We start from the raw sequence: 15,930 nt of genomic DNA, 5'->3' as shown, positions 1-15,930 counted from the left end.
CCCGTGATCACGCGCACGTCACCGAGGCTGACCACGACGGCTTCGCGCCTCGATCGCAATTCAGGCGCCCGGCGTCGCCGCAGTCGACATTATTTCGCCTGAGTGCGACGAACGCCCGGCCAGATCGTCGTCCGCTGCGGGAGCTCGTCGAGCGGTCTGGCGCGATGCTCTCGGGGAAGAAACGCCCCGCGCGCAAACCCGGCAAGCGGGCCGCCCTGGGTGATGCTTGCTCGCGTTGCGTTGGCCGGCTCCGCCGGCCTGGTGCCGCTGAAAGTCTGCTTCAGCTTCGCCATCGGACTTTCGAGCAGATAGTAGGACAAGATCGACAGACCAAGCGTAATGCCGAAAGCGAGCGCGACCTGGAGGATCGGCACCTTGGCGCCATGGGTCGCGGCATCGTTGAGGCCGAGATAGAACAACACCGGCAGATGGAACACATACATCGCGTAAGAGAGATAGCCGAGCCCGCGGAACAGGGACAGCGACAGGACCGCCGTCATCACACGCCTGACAATACCACGATCGAACACCAGCGTCGCGACGAAGGACACGCTCACCATCGAATAGGCGATCAGCGCAAGGGTCCAGTAGACTGGTTGCGAGGTGATAATGCCGAGGTCGCGGCCCCTCCGGTCAATCACAAGGATTACCACCGCTATGACCACGAGCGCTGCACAGCGCCAGCCGCGCAACGGCCGGTTCTCGAATTCGCGCACTGCCAGCAAGCCGCCGAGCGACAGCGACAGCATGCGGGTAAACAGCGACATATAGACGAGATCGCCTGCCTCTCGCGGATCGTGATTGATGAATAGCAGCGCGATCAACAAACCGCTCGCCACCGCCAGCAGCGGGATCATCCGACCGGTCACGGCGTTGAGCCAGGCCGGCGCCACGATGAGGATAAGCATCGGCCAGAAGAAATAGAACTGCTCCTCCACCGACAATGACCAGGTGTGTTCCAGCGGGTTCGGAACCCCATGTAGCGGGTGATAGAAATTGAACGTGTAGGTCAGAAGGCTCAGCGTTTCCGCCGGACCGAATCTGAAGATGAAGTAGCAAGCGAAGATCGTGAGATAATAGACCGGGAAGATGCGCAGCGCCCGGCGCATATAGAAATCCTTGAAGGAAATGCGACCGGTTTTGGCTCGCTCGCGCAGCAGCAAGCGTGTGATGAAGAATCCTGAGATCACGAAGAAGATGTCGAGCGCGATATAGCCCACGCGTGACAGCTGGTTGACATACCAGATCGCGTTATAGGCGCTGCTGTCCAATACCTGCGGGCAATGGGTGAACACCACCACCACCACGCCGATTCCCCGAAAGCCGTCGAACGCCGGAAATTTCTCCAGCCGCTTGGCGATTCCTGCATTCCCTGACATTGCGAGCTCCCCGTTTGAACCGGGGTAGCAACCGCGCGAACAACGAAGGTGAAGGCGATTTACCTATCTACCACCTCAGGCGAAATGTTCGGGCTTAACCTGAATGCACGGTCACGCGGGAGCGTTAGGGTTGATGACACCGCGTCGACCACAACGCATGAGAATCCTCTCTGAGACACCAGCGCCACTTACGGTCTGTTAAGCATCTGGGGACAGGCTGGGAACGATTGAAATTGACTCAACTTGTATCGGCAAGTGTGAGGGCAGAAGATGAACAGAGTTCAGTATCTCAGGGACCAGGCGGTCCGCGCCGAACGGTTGGCAAGGACCATTCTGGATGCCGTCACTGTATCGCGACTGATCGAAGCATCGCACGAGTACCGCCAGGAAGCCGATCGCCTCGAGCAACGCGAATCGAGCGATCAGGCCACGACGATGTGGATGCCTCACTGACGTACGAGTGCGGGAGGCATCGGAACATCGAATGCCATTGTCCGGCAAGAAAGAAGGCTGAAAGCCGCCAATCGCCACCTTGAGAACCAGGTGTTGGCGAGCAGTCGAGACGTTCACAGACCAAGTGCAAGTAAACGTCCGCTTTGCGTGGCGGATTCAACCGGTCGATGCAACACTCAGATCTTGTAGCAACGATGGGGTGTGAGCATGAACTGACAACGTCGCACTCACTACTCGGCAGCTAAGCACTCCGAGAGCCGAAAGGCCTGTGAGCCGATGACTTCGATCGGCCGCCGATTTGATAGAAATTGACCCTGGGGGCCAACCCTTGCCTCATAAACCTGGATGCAACAAAGCAAATTCCTGGTCATAGGTAGCGTATGACTCCTTGAGCGTGGCCAGATTAAGCAGCATGGTGGCCGCAAGTGCGTCTGAACGATCGAACACCGCGGTGCGCACCCACAGGCTTTCGGTGCGCTTGCTGCCGGACATGGCGACGACCTTGCGTTCGATCCGATAGTCTTCGCCGACGAACAATGGCCCGCGCAGCAGCCGGATTTCCTGATCGGCGAACAGTCCCACAGCCGGCCCCTTGACCGGCAGGCGATCCTTCTTGCTACCGTGCTGAAACAACACGCTGAGCATCTCGACCGGAATGATCGCGCGTCCCCATGGCGAGTTGCCTGCGCTCTCGGGCTCGTAATATGGCGAGGGCTCGGTGATGACCTTGAGCTTCTGTTCCAGCGAGAATGGATAGAGCTCGCCCATGTTCTGATCGAAATCCATCCGAACGGTCTGCGACGCAGTGGTCATGCCGAGCTTGATGTTGCGCAGGATTACCGCATCATTCAACGGCTTCAGCTCGGTGAGCCGGATATCCAGCGCGGAGGCCGGCGCATCACTGCCGATCGACGCGCTGCCACGCAGCACTTCAGTGCCGTCGCGTTTCATCATTCGGATCGTGGCGTAGTTGCCGCCGTCGGCCGGCTTCTCGACGATGGCCTGCACCTCTTCGCCTTCGAAGGCGGCGGCGCGGTAGTGCGCCGAGATACAGCCGGTCTCAAACCATTCCCTGCCCCACAGCCGCTCGCAGAGCGGCGCAAACTGGCTGAAGTGAGTCGGACCCTCGATGGTGCCGCCCTTGAAGCCCAGCTTCTGCGCCGTGGCGTCGTCATGGATGGAGGCGTGCGAGTCGTAGGTCTGAGCATGCAGCATCTGACGCGGCTGGCGCCATGGGCCGACGAGCATATTTTTGCTATCTTCGATCAAAGTGTCGAAAGCGGCTGATGTCATCGACTTTTCCTCGGTGAATGCGGTCTATCGACGCTTGCGCCTGTTTGGCTACCAAGTGTCAACGCAGGGACGCTTGCGGCCCTCGCGTTGCGGCGGCTTTGGCGCAGATCGAAGTCCGCTGATGATCCAGTGCCGGGTCTCAATGGGATCAATGACCTGATCGATCTCAAGTACCGAAGCGATGTTGATCGCCTTGCCGTTCTCGTAAAACTTCGCAACCATGGTCTTGAAGAAGTTGTCGCGCTCGACGGGATCCGCGATCGCTTCCATCTCCTTGCGGAAACCGAGCCGGACGGCCCCCTCGAAACCCATGCCGCCGAATTCGCCGGTCGGCCAGGAGATCGTGAAATTCTGCGCGTGGAAGCCGCCGCCAGCCATTGCCTGAGCACCGAGGCCATAGCCCTTGCGCAGCACAATTGTAAAATACGGCACCGTGATGCTGGCGGCTGTCACGAACATGCGCGAGACATGGCGCACCAGCGCAGTTTTTTCCGCCTCTGGACCAACCATGAAGCCGGGCGTGTCGCACAGTGATACGATCGGAATGTCAAAGGCGTCACACAATGCCACAAAGCGCGCCGCCTTGTCGCCGGCATCCGCGTCGATGGCGCCGCCAAGGTGCTTGGGATTGTTGGCGATCAAGCCGAACGGCTGGCCTTCGATACGGACAAAAGCTGTGACGACGCCGATGCCGAATTGCGGGCGCAGCTCCAGCACCGACTCGTGATCGGCGAGCGTTTCGATGACATTGCGGATGTCATAGACACGCAGGCGATTTTCGGGGATCGCGCGCCGCAGCAGGCGCTGGTCCGGCTCGCTCCAGGTCTTCAACGCCCCCTGGAAATAGGACAGATACTTCCTTGCGGCCGCGACGGCCTCGACCTCGTCCTCGACCAGCACATCGATAACGCCGTTCGGCGCCATCACCTCGGTGGGGCCGACCTCCTCGGGCTTGTAGACGCCGAGTCCACCGCCTTCTATCATCGCCGGTCCGCCCATGCCGAGGGTGGTGTCACGGGTCGCGATGATCACGTCACAGCAGCCGAGCAGCGCCGCATTGCCGGCAAAGCAGCGACCGGACACAACGCCGACCAGCGGCACCAGGCCGCTGAGCCTGGCGAACGCTCCGAAGGTCGGCACATCCAGACCCGTGACACCGAGACGTTCGGTATCGCCGGGCCGCCCGCCGCCGCCTTCGGCGAAAAGTACCAACGGAATTTTCAGTTCTTCCGCAAGCTTGAACATGCGGTCCTGCTTCTTATGATTGCGCTGTCCCTGCGTGCCTGCCAGCACGGTATAGTCGTAGGCAACCACCATGGTGCGGGCATAATCCGGCTCGAAGTGACCGCCGTTTACGGTGCCCATTCCGGCCACAAGGCCATCCGCCGGCGTGTTGCGGATAAGATCGTCGAGACTGCGCCGCGCACGCTGCGCGGCAATCGCCAGCGAGCCGTATTCGACAAAGCTGCCGTCATCGACCAGCGCTGCGATATTCTCGCGTGTGGTGCGATGATTGGTCTTGCGCCGCCGCGCGATGGCATCGGGCCGGTTCTCATCCAGCGTGAAGGCCTGCCGCGCATTCATCTCCGCCAGATCGGCGCGGATGGCATCGAGATCGGCCGCCTCGTTCGCGACCTCACGTTCGCCGGCGACATCCGCCGGCTCGATGAAGACGACGGGGTCGTCCCTGTACAAGGTCTCGCCGATCGCAGCGCAGACCTGCCTGACGATGCCGCCCTGCGTCGCGGTGATCAGGTGCTCCATCTTCATCGCTTCGACCACGGCGATCTGCTGACCCGGCCTCACAGTATCGCCCTCCGCCACGGCGATGGCGACGACCGTACCCTGCAACGGCACGGGCACCGACACGGTGCCGGCCGGCGCGGACGGCTTGTTGCTGGCGCCGACCGCAGCGGTGCAGCCTAACGCCGTCTCGAAAAACAGATGCGGATGCGCCGCGGCGGCGCTGGCGTGAAGCTCGGCGATATTGCTCTCGATGAAGCGCGTATTGACCTTGTTGGCCACGAAACGCGGGTCGGTTAGCAGCGCCTGCAGGAACGACAGATTGGTGGCGACGCCATCGATCCGGGTTTCACAGGCCGCGCGATAGGATTTTGCGACGGCGTCGCTGAAATCCGGCGACGCCGAATGCACGATTAGTTTTGCCAGCAGCGAGTCGAACGAGGTGCTGGTGCGATAGCCGGTATAGCCGAACGTATCGACGCGCACGCCGGGGCCGGACGGCATGTCGAAGGCGCTCAGCGTTCCGCTGCTCGGCTGGGTCTCGCCGGTCGCATCCATGGTCTCCATGTTGACGCGCAACTGAATGGCGTAGCCGCGTGGCGAGGCCGCATTCGCGCGCGACAGGCCCAGACTCTCCAGGCTTCTCCCCGCAGCAATCCTGATCTGCGTGGCCACGAGATCGATACCCATCACCTCCTCGGTGACGGTGTGTTCGACCTGCAGCCGCGGATTCGCTTCGATGAAGGCAAAGAACCCATCCGCGCCTGACTTGCTGGCGTCGACGAGAAACTCGAACGTCCCGAGATTGTCGTATTTCGCGGCCCGCGCCAATTTCAGCGCCGCGTCAAGGATTCGTTTACGCAATTCGTCCGACAGTGACGGGCTGGGGGCTATCTCAATCAATTTCTGATTGCGGCGCTGGATCGTGCATTCACGTTCACCGAACTGCACGACGGTCCCCGTGCGGTCGCCGACGATCTGCACCTCGATGTGGCGGGCGTCCTCGACCAGCCGTTCCACATAGACGGTGTCGTCGCCGAACGCCGCCTTGGCCTCGGACTGGCAGCGCGCATAGGCTTCCGCAATATCATCCGCCCTGCGAACCGCGCGCATGCCGCGTCCGCCGCCGCCGGACACCGCCTTGATCATCATGGCGCCGCCCTTGAGCGACGCGAAGAAATCCTGCGCCTGCGCGAGGCTGGTCGCACCGACCGTACCTTCGATCACCGGCACGCCGGTCTCCACAGCAAGCTTTCGCGCCGCGATCTTGTCGCCGAACAATTGCAGCGCATCCGGCGATGGACCGATGAAGGTGATGCCCGCTTCTTTGGCACGGCGCGCCAGTTCGACATTCTCGCTGAGAAAGCCGTAGCCGGGATGGATCGCATCGCAGCCGGCTTCCTCGGCCGCGGCAATGACGCGGGCGATGTCGAGATAGGCGGCCGCGCCGTGGTGGCCGAGCGCATGCGCCTCATCCGCCTTGCGAACATGCAGCGAACTCGCGTCATCCGTTGAATAGATCGCCACCGTGGCGATTCCCAGTTCAGACGCCGCGCGCGCGACACGGATGGCAATCTCGCCACGGTTGGCGATCAGCACTTTCTTGAACAATGTCTCACGCATCGAGCAACTTACCTAACTCTTGTTTCTTGACCTTACCCGTGGCCGTCATCGGCAGGGCATCGACGATCCGGACTTCCGGAACCTTGAAACCCGCCATGCGGGCACGGCACCAGTCCTCAATGGATTGCGGCGTGACGCTGGCATCGGCATCCGGCGTCAGCAACACGAAGGCCACCGGCACTTGGCCGCGCTCCTCGTCGGCGCGCGGCACCACACCGGTACCGACGATGGCCGGATGCTGGCCCAGCAGCGCTTCCACCTCGCCGGGAAAAACGCTCATGCCCTTCACCTTGATCATCTCCTTGCGGCGGCCGAGATAATGCAGATAGCCGTCCTCATCGATCAGACCGATATCGCCGGAATGCAGCCAGCCGTTGCGGATGGTCTCAGCGGTGGCCTCCGGCTTGTTCCAGTAGCCCTTCAGCAGCGATGGCGTGCGGCAGCATAATTCACCTTCGGAGCCGAGCGGGAGGATCGCGCCGGTCTCGAAATCGCAGATCTTGAATTCCGTGCCGGGCACCGGCAGTCCGACGAAGGTCGGCCGCGACTTCAGATCGAAATCGTCGTCCTGCATTCCCGTGGTGTAACTGTCCGAGGTGTGGGTCTCTGTCATGCCCCAGGCAGATTCCGCCAGCACCGTGCCGACCAGCTTCTGCCAGCGGCGGCGATAGTCCATGTTGAGCTTCTTGACGAATGACACCACGCGCACATTGTTCAGCGAGCTCAGATCGAACTCGGAAAAGCGCGGGTGATCCATGATCTCCAGCGCACCGTCGACCGGCATCGCTGTCGCGGTGACCTTGTAGAGCTGGATCGCGGCCATCACGGCGACCGGGTCCCAGCGCGTCAACAGCACCAGCGTGGTGCCGTTGAACACCGGAAAGATCAGGCAACTGTTCTCGCCCGCGATCCAGAATTCCGGAAAGAAGCTGAGTGATACCGAAGTGGGCGGCGGCGGCGCCAGCGAGGTGTTGGATGCGACGGTGTAGATCATGTCGCGCTGGGTATGGATGCAGCCCTTGGGCATGCCCGTTGTGCCGCCGGTGTAGTTCAGCGCGGCGATGTCATCGAACGACGCCCCCTCCGGAAAATCGGACTTCGTGATCTTCGCCAGTGCAGGCATCATGTCGACGGCGTCCGCGCAGGGAATCTTCGGCGCCAGCGTCGTTGACGGCGCGGGAATGCTCGGCTGCTCCGGCATCACGTCGATGAAACTGGTGACGATGACACGCTTGAGCTTGGTGTCGGCCATCACCTCGCGCACCACCGGCATCAACTGATCGAGCGCAACGATGGTTTCCGACCCGCAATCGCCGACCTGGTAGCCGAGCTCATAGGCCTTCGACAGTGGGCTGACCGGACAATGCACCGCGCCGAGTTTGAGGATGCCGAAGAAAGCGATGTGGAATTGCGGGCAGTTCGGCATGAACACCGACACGCGATCGCCCTTCCTGACGCCCATCTCCGCGAGCAACGTCGCAAACAGATCGCTCTGGTGATCAAGCTCGCCATAGGTCGTCACCGCCCCGTAGAAGATGACCGCCGGCTTGTCCGGCTGCAGCCGCGCCCAGATGCGCAGATAGTCGGTCAACGGCTTTTCGCCGTGCGGATAGCTGATCTCGCGGGCGAGCTCATTCGGCCAGGCCTTGCTGGTAAGGTCCCGCAGTTTTGCCAGATAGGCTTCTTCTTGGATGATCTCTTGCGGCATGGGCGTACTCATCGAAGGGGAGTGACGGAGGCTTGAACGGGCGGGACGATGGTCTCGGCGAAGTGGCAAGCGACGAGATGCTGCGACCCCAATTCACGATCCGCCGGCGGCGTGGTCTTGCAAAGGTCCTGAGCATAGGGACAACGCGGATGGAATTTGCAGCCAGGCGGTGGCGCCATCGCGCTGCCGATCTCACCCTTGATAACGCCGACAGGCGCGCGATGGTCCGGATCAGGTCGCGGCACCGACGCCAGCAGCGCCTGCGTATAAGGATGCCTGGGCTGTGCGAACACCGAGTCCGTCGGACCGAGCTCCACCATACTGCCGAGATACATCACGCCGACGCTGGAGCTGAAATGCTCCACCAGCGCCAGATCATGCGCGACGATCAGATAGGTCAGTCCGAATTCATCCTGAATATCGGCCAGCAGATTAAGTATCTGCGCCCGCACAGAAACGTCGAGCGCCGAAATCGGTTCGTCCAGCACCATGAAGGACGGCTTCAGAGCCAGCGCTCGCGCAATCGCCACACGCTGCCGCTGCCCGCCGGAAAATTCATGCGGATAGAGATCGGCCGCGGTATTCGGCAGGCCGACGACATCGAGCATTTCCAGTACCCGGGCACGCTGGCTAGCCCGGTCTCCGATGCCATGCGCCATCAGAGGTTCAGCAATGATCTTGCTCACGCGCATGCGCGGATTGAGCGACGAATACGGATCCTGGAACACGGCCTGCGCCTCGCGCCGATAGGCATGCATCGTCTTCGACGACGCTTTCGCCAGATCATTGCCATTGAACAGGATCGCGCCGGATGTCGGCTGCTCGAGCCCGAGCACCAACTTGGTCAATGTCGTCTTGCCGCAACCGGATTCCCCGACAAGCGCGAATGTCTCGCCGCGGCGGATCGTGAAGCTCACCTCCTCCACGGCGCGCACCACGCCGCCGCCGCGGACGTTGAACCGCTTGGTCAGATGACGAATCTGCAGCAACGGCGTAGCCGTGACCGCTGTCGCGTCGGGCTGTGTCACGGCCATCGTCATGGCCGGGGCTCCGCCAGCCAGCACGCTGCCTTGTGGCCGGTCGAGACCTCGAATTGCGGCGGATAATCGTCGCAGCGCGACATGCGCTGCGGGCAGCGGGCGGCAAAGCGACAGCCTTTGGGCGGATCGATCAGGCTGGGCGGCTGTCCCGCGATCGCCTCGAGCCGGCGCCGTTTGCGGCCGAGATGCGGGATCGAATTCAAAAGCCCGCGCGTATAGGGATGCACGGAATTGCGGAAGATCTCGCGGACATCGCCGCTTTCCACCACCCTGCCCGCATACATCACCGCGACACGGTGGCAGATGCCCGCGGCGACGCCGAGGTCGTGGGTGATCAGGATGATGCCGACACCGCTGTCGCGCTGCAATTCGCGGAACAGCTCCATCATCTGGACCTGGATCGTGACGTCGAGCGCGCTGGTCGGCTCGTCCGCGATTAGAAGCCGCGGCGAACAGGCGATCGCCATCGCGGTGACCACGCGTTGTCGCATACCGCCGGAAAACTGATGCGGATAGTCGTCGATGCGCTTGGCCGGCGACGGAATTCGCACCCGGCCGAGCACGGCCTCGACGGCTTTGCGCACGGGGCCACGCCCCTCGGCCAGCTTGTGATAGCGGAACGGTGCGCCGACCTGGTCGCCAATGCTGAACACCGGATTGAGCGAGGTCAAGGGATCCTGCGACACCATCGAGATGCGGCGACCGCGCCAGTCACGCACCATCTCGTCTTCGCTGAGCTTGACCAGATCGGTGCCGTCGAGCGTGATCGAGCCCTCGACGATGCAGCCGCTCGGCTTCGGCAACAGCCGCAACATCGACAGGCTGGTCATGGTCTTGCCGGAGCCGGATTCGCCGACGACGCCAAGAGTTTCCCCCGCCGCCACTTCGAGATCGACGCCGTCGACTGCGCGCACGATGCCGCGTTTGAGATAAAGATAGGTCTTGAGGTTCTCGACCTTCAGAAGGGGCGGTTTCGGCGCGGGCACCGGAATCGTTGCAGCATCGCTCATGTCACAGCTGCCTTCGCTTGGGATCGAGCGTATCGCGCAACCAGTCGCCGATCAGATTGGCCGACAGGCACGTCAGCATGATCGCAACGCCTGGCAGCGTGATCGCCCACCAGGCATTGCCGATGTAGTTGCGGGCATCGGCCAGCATCAGACCCCATGATACGTCAGGGCTCTGGATGCCGAGACCGAGGAAACTCAGCGAGGCCTCGAAGATGATGACCTGCCCGACCTGCAAGGAGGCCAGCACCAGGAGCGTGTTGAGGATGTTCGGCAGCAGGTGACGGGCGAAGATCGTTGCCGTCGAGCAGCCGGCGACCTTGGCAAGCGCCACGTAGTCGCGCTCCTTGAGCGACAGAATCTCGCCGCGAATGATACGGGCATACCAGGTCCAGTAGGTGATCGAGATCACCACGATCACCGTGGTCAGGCTCGGCGACAGCACCGTGGCGATCACCAGTGCCAGCGCCAGCGACGGGATCGACATCTGGATGTCGACCAGACGCATGATGAAAGTATCGACCACCTTGCCGAAATAGCCGGAGATCATGCCGATCAGCGCGCCGATACCGCCGGAGATCACGATGGCATAGACCGCGACGGTCAAGGTGACGCGTGCACCGGCGATAATCCGGCTGAGGATATCGCGGCCGAGATTATCGGTTCCAAGCGGATAGTCGAGCGTTCCGCCCTCCAGCCAAAACGGGGGCCTGAAGGCGGAGCCGAGATCCAGGCCGTTCGGATCATGCGGCGCGATCGACTCTCCACCGATCGCGGCGATCACGACCAGAGCGAAGATCAACAGAGACAGAAGCGGCAGGCCCGATCCAAAGATACGCCGCATCCCGCGGTGCAACGGCGAACGGGACAACCCGAGAGGCGATGCGCCGATATCAACCATGGCGGATCCTCGGATCAATGATGCCGTAGCTGAGATCAACCAGCAGATTCGACACTACGAACAGGATGGACGTGAACAGCACGCCCGCCTGCACCACCGGGAAGTCCCGCGCGAACACCGCTTCCACCACGGTGCGACCAAGACCCGGCCAGGCGAAGATCACCTCGACAACAAAGGCTCCGCCCAGCATCGACGCAAAATAAACGCCCAGTACCGTGACCAATGGCACTGCCGCGTTGCGGAAAGCATATTTCCAGACAAGGAGCCGCTCCGGCGCACCGAGCGCGCGGCCCATGCGGATATAGTCGCTGTCGAGCACATCAAGCATCGCTGAGCGGATGATGCGTGTCTGCGCCGCGACCGGATACCAACCGAGCGCGATCGCCGGCAGGATGATGTGAGACACGCCGCCTGCGCCGAAGGCCGGCAGCCAATTCAGTTCCACGGAAAACACGAGAATGAGCAGTAGCCCAACCCAGAAGCCCGGCATCGCCTGGCCGAGCATCGCAAAACCCTTGCCGAAAGTATCGATCCAGCTGCCTCGATACACGGCCGACAGCACACCGAGCGGGATAGCCAGCATGATCGAGAACAGCAATGCCGAAAGCGCGAGCTCGATGGTCGACGGCAGCCGTTCGAGAACAAGCGTCAGCGCTGGCATCTGCCATCGGTAGGAGTTGCCGAAATCCCCGGTAAGCGCCTTGCCGGCGAAAATCAGGTACTGCATCCAGATCGGTTTATCGAGCCCCATGGTCTCGCGCATCTGATCGATGGCCGACTGCGGCGCATCGACCGGCAGCAACAGCACGATCGGATCACCGGACATCCGGGAGATCACGAAGATGAGCATCGACGCGCCGATGATGCTGACGATGCCGTGCATCATACGGCGCAGGATATAAGAGAGCATGACGATTCTTCTTGTTGTGATCAGGCTCGATTACTTCTTCAAGCCGATCTCTTGAAATCCACGCCACGCGCCGGGATACGGCCACGGCTTGAACTCGACCTTGTCGCGCCAAGCCAGCGTAATCACCGGACGATAGGTCGTGATGCCGCCGAGCACATTGTCGTGCTTGTATTTGGCGATCTGGCGGATCAACTCCTCGCGCCTCGGCTGTTCCATCGTGCTCTTGAGCTGCTCGATCATCGCGTCGACCTGCTTGTCATCGGTGTAGGAATAGCTGCCCCAACCCTTGCCTGCGACGAAGCTGTGAAGGTGACCGCCCCACGGCGTCGCCGGATCACCCGGCAGGCCCTGGCTCCACATCCACATCAGCACGCCGTCCATCTCCGGCGGACCGCTGCGGCCGCGGCGCCCGAGATTGATCCAGGCGCCGTATTCGAGCCCCTGGGCCTTGCAGCGGATTCCAACTTGGCCGAGATATGCAAAGACGGCCTCGCCCATTTCCTTGACGTTCGGCTCGCGCGGCGTTGTCAGATTGTAGCAAGGCGTCTCGAAGCCGTTGGGATAACCGGCTTCGGCCAGGAGCTGCTTCGCCGCCTTCAGATTGTAGGCATAGGGTTTGAGATCCGGATTGTATCCGGCGCTCCCCTTGCCGACTTCGGCATAGCGTTCGCCCTGCCCGAACAGCACGCTCTTGATGATCGCATCCATGTCGACGGCCTGCGCTGCGGCCTGACGGACCTTCAGCTTGCTGAACGGCGAGGCCGGATTGTAGGCCGGAAAATCGATGTAGAGATTGTTGCCGGAGGTCGCGGTGAAGGTCTTCACGCCCGGCATCTTCTTGAACTCGGCCACCATGGATGGCGGCACATTGTCGATCCAATCCACCGCGCCCGACTTGAACGCCGCGACGCGCGTCAGATCTTCCGGGATGATCTTGATGGTGAGGTCCTTGACACCGGGCCGGGCGTCCTTGTTCCAATAGTCACCGAAGGCTTCCAGCTTCAGCTCTTCCTTGACCGAACGCGACACGAATTTCCAGGGACCCGTCCCCACCGGCGCCCTGGCAAAGCCGTCTTCGCCGACCTTCTCGAAATACTTCTTCGGCAGCGCCCAGAGCTGTAGCGAACCCGCGATATAGTCGCCATCCGGCGATTTGAAATGAATCTTGAAATGCAGATCGTCGATGATCTCGAATTTCTCGACATTGGCCTGCAAATGCGACCAGCGCGATACTTTCGGATCGCGCAGGCGCTCAAAGCAAAACTCGAAATCCGCCGATGTCAGCGGGTCGCCATTGTGAAACTTGACACCTGGACGCAGATGCACGTCGATGACGGGCTTGCCCTCCTGCTGCTGCAACTCCCACTTTTCCGCCAGCCAGTTGACCGGCTTCTGGTCTGGATCGAAACGCACCAGCTGTTCGAACATCTGTCCGATGAAGTAGTGATCGACGCCGGCGGAATATTTGGTGGGATCGAGCGTGGTGCCCTCCGCCCCAAACGCGACCGTCAGACTGCCGGTCGCCTGGGCCATCGCCGGAACCGGACCTAGTGTTAGCGATATCGCGATCAACAGGCTGCTGCGTTTCACAACAGATCCTCCCTTTTAGTCTTTATCGTCGCCCGCTTTGCTCGAGCTTTATGACACTAGCCGACCACACCGCTGTCCTCATGTCAATTGTCAACAATTGTACAAATGCACGCAAGCGTTTACACTGCAGCGATCAACGCATGAGCGATGGCACCCGATGGATCACCTGAGGCTCGACAAGAATCTGAAGACGCCTCCGCGCAGACGCGGCGAGCGGACACGCACGATCCCCCAGCAGATCGCCGACCACGTCAGTAATGCCATCATCAACGGCGAGTATCGCGGCGATGAACGCATCCGCGAACAGGAGCTCGCCACAATGTACGGCGTCAGCCGCGGTCCGGTGCGCGAAGCGATCCGTACTCTGCAGGTACGCGGGCTGGTCAATTTCTTTCCCCGTCGCGGTGCCTATGTTGTCAACATCACGCTCGAGACCATCGCTGAAATTTTCAACGTGCGTGCCGTATTGATGGGCCTCGCAGCGCGAGACATCGCGCGCCGCAACGACGCGCAGGTTCTTGCCGACCTCCACGCCGGCATTGCCGAAACGCAGCAACTCGCCAGGACGAAAGCGGCTTCGCCCCAGCTCTTTGCTCGGGCGATCGCTCGCCTCGGCAGCGTGATCGCAACTCGCTGCGGCAATGCCCATCTGTCACGGTTGCTCCGCGACCAGCTCGATCACACGCTATGGGGGCTGCTGTGGCGTGACAGGCCGCTGGATTTTTTCACACCTCAGCGTCAGTCCGCCGCCGTCCGAGAATGGCAGGCACTTGCGGACGCGATTGCTGCCGGCTCCGAAGCCGACGTGGAAGCGCTGCAGCGACGGATCTTCTTCAATGCCCGCGACACTGCCATCGCCACATTGCGCAAGACGCGGCACGAGAGGATCAGCCCAGCCGCGACGATCCGGGATTGAGAGAACACTGCAGGCTATGTCAAATCGGCGCTTCGCGCCAAAGCGCGCTACGAACCAGAGCGTGCCCTTTGCACGAAAGTCTCGGGCGCTACCGATCTGATCGTTAGGGCGGTTCCGAGTCAGTCCATTATACCTGCCAATACGCGCGGATCCGCGTAGCGGTCATATTCTTGGTCGGTTGGTAGGCCGAGCGCGAGGACAGCTTCGGGGGGGGGAGCGTGACGTCCTTATTGTCGCTCCCGACCATCCCCTTGCGAGCAGACGCATCACGATCAAGCAACTTTCCACGCTGCCGCTTTTCGTTGTTGCTGCAGGGGGTATAGAAGACGGACCTATTTCCGAATGTGGCCTGATCCGTCGCACTGAGATGTTTGATCGCTCGGTGCTAACAACAGAGCTCGCAAAGATCGGCGCTGACCTGACGGATATCTTGGACCAGTCAATGTGCCCTGACCAGCCAGCACGAGCTGATTGCGGGCGCTTGTGCCCGGTGCGGAAATTAGCGACGCTACGAGCCCAACGGTTGTAGCCGATCTGCTGCAAATTTAATCGAAATATCCGATGCGGTCTCGGCCTGGATCACCAAAGTCGTCGCGTGACATTCCGTCGATGAAGTCTGGAGGCTACCGCCTGAGCGGCATCAGACCAAAAACCTACACCACCACTTGGGACACGATCTTGGTCCGTGATCTTCTGAAGTCTGCCGCCTACGTGACGTTCGACGACGATACGATCCGACGCGCATCGGACGAGGGCCCCTACAACCAGCTCAAGGCGCTCTCTGATCAGGCCAAGGATTCTGGCCTTCCCGTCGTCATCGACGAAGTTCAGCGTCTTCGTGAACTGGCTTTTGCCCTCAAACGCATCGTCGATCAGGACAACCGTCGCGGCCACTTCGTGCTGACTGGTTCGGCTGACATTTTCACATCCGGCAAAGCCTACGATTCTCTCGCAGGCGGGGTCACGCCGCTCACTCTGCGCCCGCTCAGCACTGCTGAGATTTATCATGGATTTCCATGCCGTATCCTCGATGCAATCGCAGATGCCCCTGAAAACCCGCTACCGTTGCTCCCGAAACCTTTGATCGACCCAAAATCATCGATCTTGTGGTTCGCGGCGGCTTCCCGGAAATGCGCCAGCTACCTGACCGCGACCGGATGGACAGATGGTCAAGTTATGTCGACAGCATTGTTGAGCGCGATGTTTCAGCGGTTCATCCCGTGCGCAAGGCGGATGCCGTGCGACGGCTGATCTACCAAGCAGGATCTAGCAGTCTGCTGAAAAACCCAGCGATTGCGAGTTTTCTTATTCTCTGATCGGCGTTTGTCGGGTCGGAGCGCTGGAGTTGGATGTATTCGTCCAACCTG

The 15,930-nt window shown here is 61.2% G+C and carries 12 protein-coding genes and 1 pseudogene; 4 read left to right on the top strand and 9 right to left on the bottom strand.

The window, feature by feature from the left end; translation table 11 throughout:
* Positions 1-89: 89 nt before the first annotated feature.
* Complete coding sequence (locus tag AC1RLZ_RS27480) at positions 90-1,379, bottom strand: acyltransferase family protein (RefSeq protein WP_493191215.1); 1,290 nt, start codon at positions 1,377-1,379, stop codon at positions 90-92.
* Positions 1,380-1,649: 270 nt separating this feature from the next.
* On the opposite strand from AC1RLZ_RS27480, the gene AC1RLZ_RS27475 reads away from it, so the two are divergent.
* Entirely contained in the window at positions 1,650-1,832 is a 183-nt protein-coding gene (locus AC1RLZ_RS27475) for a hypothetical protein (protein ID WP_493191214.1), read from the top strand.
* Between the two features lie 333 nt (positions 1,833-2,165).
* Here AC1RLZ_RS27475 and AC1RLZ_RS27470 read toward each other — a convergent pair whose 3' ends face one another.
* From AC1RLZ_RS27470 to AC1RLZ_RS27435, 8 genes are read right to left on the bottom strand one after another with little or no spacing between them, the layout of a single operon-like run.
* Entirely contained in the window at positions 2,166-3,125 is a 960-nt protein-coding gene (locus tag AC1RLZ_RS27470; protein ID WP_493191213.1) for a hypothetical protein, read from the bottom strand.
* Positions 3,126-3,173: 48 nt separating this feature from the next.
* On the bottom strand, positions 3,174-6,491 hold the full coding sequence (locus AC1RLZ_RS27465; RefSeq protein ID WP_493191212.1) for a carboxyl transferase domain-containing protein: 3,318 nt from the start codon (positions 6,489-6,491) through the stop codon (positions 3,174-3,176).
* Positions 6,484-8,199, bottom strand: coding sequence for an AMP-binding protein (locus AC1RLZ_RS27460; RefSeq protein WP_493191211.1), 1,716 nt, complete (start codon positions 8,197-8,199; stop codon positions 6,484-6,486). Before AC1RLZ_RS27460 ends, AC1RLZ_RS27465 begins: the two co-directional genes overlap by 8 nt.
* A gap of 8 nt (positions 8,200-8,207) precedes the next feature.
* The gene (locus tag AC1RLZ_RS27455; RefSeq protein ID WP_493191210.1) at positions 8,208-9,239 is read right to left on the bottom strand and encodes an ABC transporter ATP-binding protein; all 1,032 of its coding nucleotides are present in this window, start codon (positions 9,237-9,239) and stop codon (positions 8,208-8,210) included.
* The gene (locus tag AC1RLZ_RS27450; RefSeq protein ID WP_493191209.1) at positions 9,236-10,249 is read right to left on the bottom strand and encodes an ABC transporter ATP-binding protein; all 1,014 of its coding nucleotides are present in this window, start codon (positions 10,247-10,249) and stop codon (positions 9,236-9,238) included. Before AC1RLZ_RS27450 ends, AC1RLZ_RS27455 begins: the two co-directional genes overlap by 4 nt.
* A gap of 1 nt (position 10,250) precedes the next feature.
* On the bottom strand, positions 10,251-11,147 hold the full coding sequence (locus AC1RLZ_RS27445) for an ABC transporter permease (protein ID WP_493191208.1): 897 nt from the start codon (positions 11,145-11,147) through the stop codon (positions 10,251-10,253).
* Positions 11,140-12,057: an ABC transporter permease gene (locus AC1RLZ_RS27440; RefSeq protein ID WP_493191207.1), complete on the bottom strand. Its 918-nt coding sequence runs from the start codon at positions 12,055-12,057 to the stop codon at positions 11,140-11,142. Before AC1RLZ_RS27440 ends, AC1RLZ_RS27445 begins: the two co-directional genes overlap by 8 nt.
* Positions 12,058-12,087: 30 nt before the next feature.
* Entirely contained in the window at positions 12,088-13,647 is a 1,560-nt protein-coding gene (locus AC1RLZ_RS27435; RefSeq protein WP_493191206.1) for an ABC transporter substrate-binding protein, read from the bottom strand.
* A gap of 37 nt (positions 13,648-13,684) precedes the next feature.
* On the opposite strand from AC1RLZ_RS27435, the gene AC1RLZ_RS27430 reads away from it, so the two are divergent.
* The 3 genes and pseudogenes from AC1RLZ_RS27430 to AC1RLZ_RS27420 all read left to right on the top strand — a co-directional run bounded on the left by AC1RLZ_RS27430 (position 13,685) and on the right by AC1RLZ_RS27420 (position 15,879).
* On the top strand, positions 13,685-14,563 hold the full coding sequence (locus AC1RLZ_RS27430) for a GntR family transcriptional regulator (protein WP_493191205.1): 879 nt from the start codon (positions 13,685-13,687) through the stop codon (positions 14,561-14,563).
* Between the two features lie 561 nt (positions 14,564-15,124).
* A pseudogene (locus tag AC1RLZ_RS27425) lies at positions 15,125-15,553 on the top strand (AAA family ATPase); the annotation flags it as partial.
* A gap of 140 nt (positions 15,554-15,693) precedes the next feature.
* Entirely contained in the window at positions 15,694-15,879 is a 186-nt protein-coding gene (locus AC1RLZ_RS27420; protein WP_493191204.1) for a hypothetical protein, read from the top strand.
* Positions 15,880-15,930 lie beyond the last annotated feature (51 nt).

Source organism: Tardiphaga sp. GW822-FHT04G09, assembly GCF_058800725.1.
The sequence above is the reverse complement of the archived record's forward strand: the minus strand, read 5'-3'. Positions and strand labels throughout refer to the sequence as shown.

Bases quoted from the DNA above. Each gene is read 5' to 3' on its own strand.
- AC1RLZ_RS27480 (WP_493191215.1), bottom strand. From the start codon at position 1,379: ATGTCAGGGAATGCAGGAATCGCCAAGCGGCTGGAGAAATTTCCGGCG.
- AC1RLZ_RS27475 (WP_493191214.1), top strand. From the start codon at position 1,650: ATGAACAGAGTTCAGTATCTCAGGGACCAGGCGGTCCGCGCCGAACGG.
- AC1RLZ_RS27470 (WP_493191213.1), bottom strand. From the start codon at position 3,125: ATGACATCAGCCGCTTTCGACACTTTGATCGAAGATAGCAAAAATATG.
- AC1RLZ_RS27465 (WP_493191212.1), bottom strand. From the start codon at position 6,491: ATGCGTGAGACATTGTTCAAGAAAGTGCTGATCGCCAACCGTGGCGAG.
- AC1RLZ_RS27460 (WP_493191211.1), bottom strand. From the start codon at position 8,199: ATGCCGCAAGAGATCATCCAAGAAGAAGCCTATCTGGCAAAACTGCGG.
- AC1RLZ_RS27455 (WP_493191210.1), bottom strand. From the start codon at position 9,239: ATGACGATGGCCGTGACACAGCCCGACGCGACAGCGGTCACGGCTACG.
- AC1RLZ_RS27450 (WP_493191209.1), bottom strand. From the start codon at position 10,249: ATGAGCGATGCTGCAACGATTCCGGTGCCCGCGCCGAAACCGCCCCTT.
- AC1RLZ_RS27445 (WP_493191208.1), bottom strand. From the start codon at position 11,147: ATGGTTGATATCGGCGCATCGCCTCTCGGGTTGTCCCGTTCGCCGTTG.
- AC1RLZ_RS27440 (WP_493191207.1), bottom strand. From the start codon at position 12,057: ATGCTCTCTTATATCCTGCGCCGTATGATGCACGGCATCGTCAGCATC.
- AC1RLZ_RS27420 (WP_493191204.1), top strand. From the start codon at position 15,694: ATGCGCCAGCTACCTGACCGCGACCGGATGGACAGATGGTCAAGTTAT.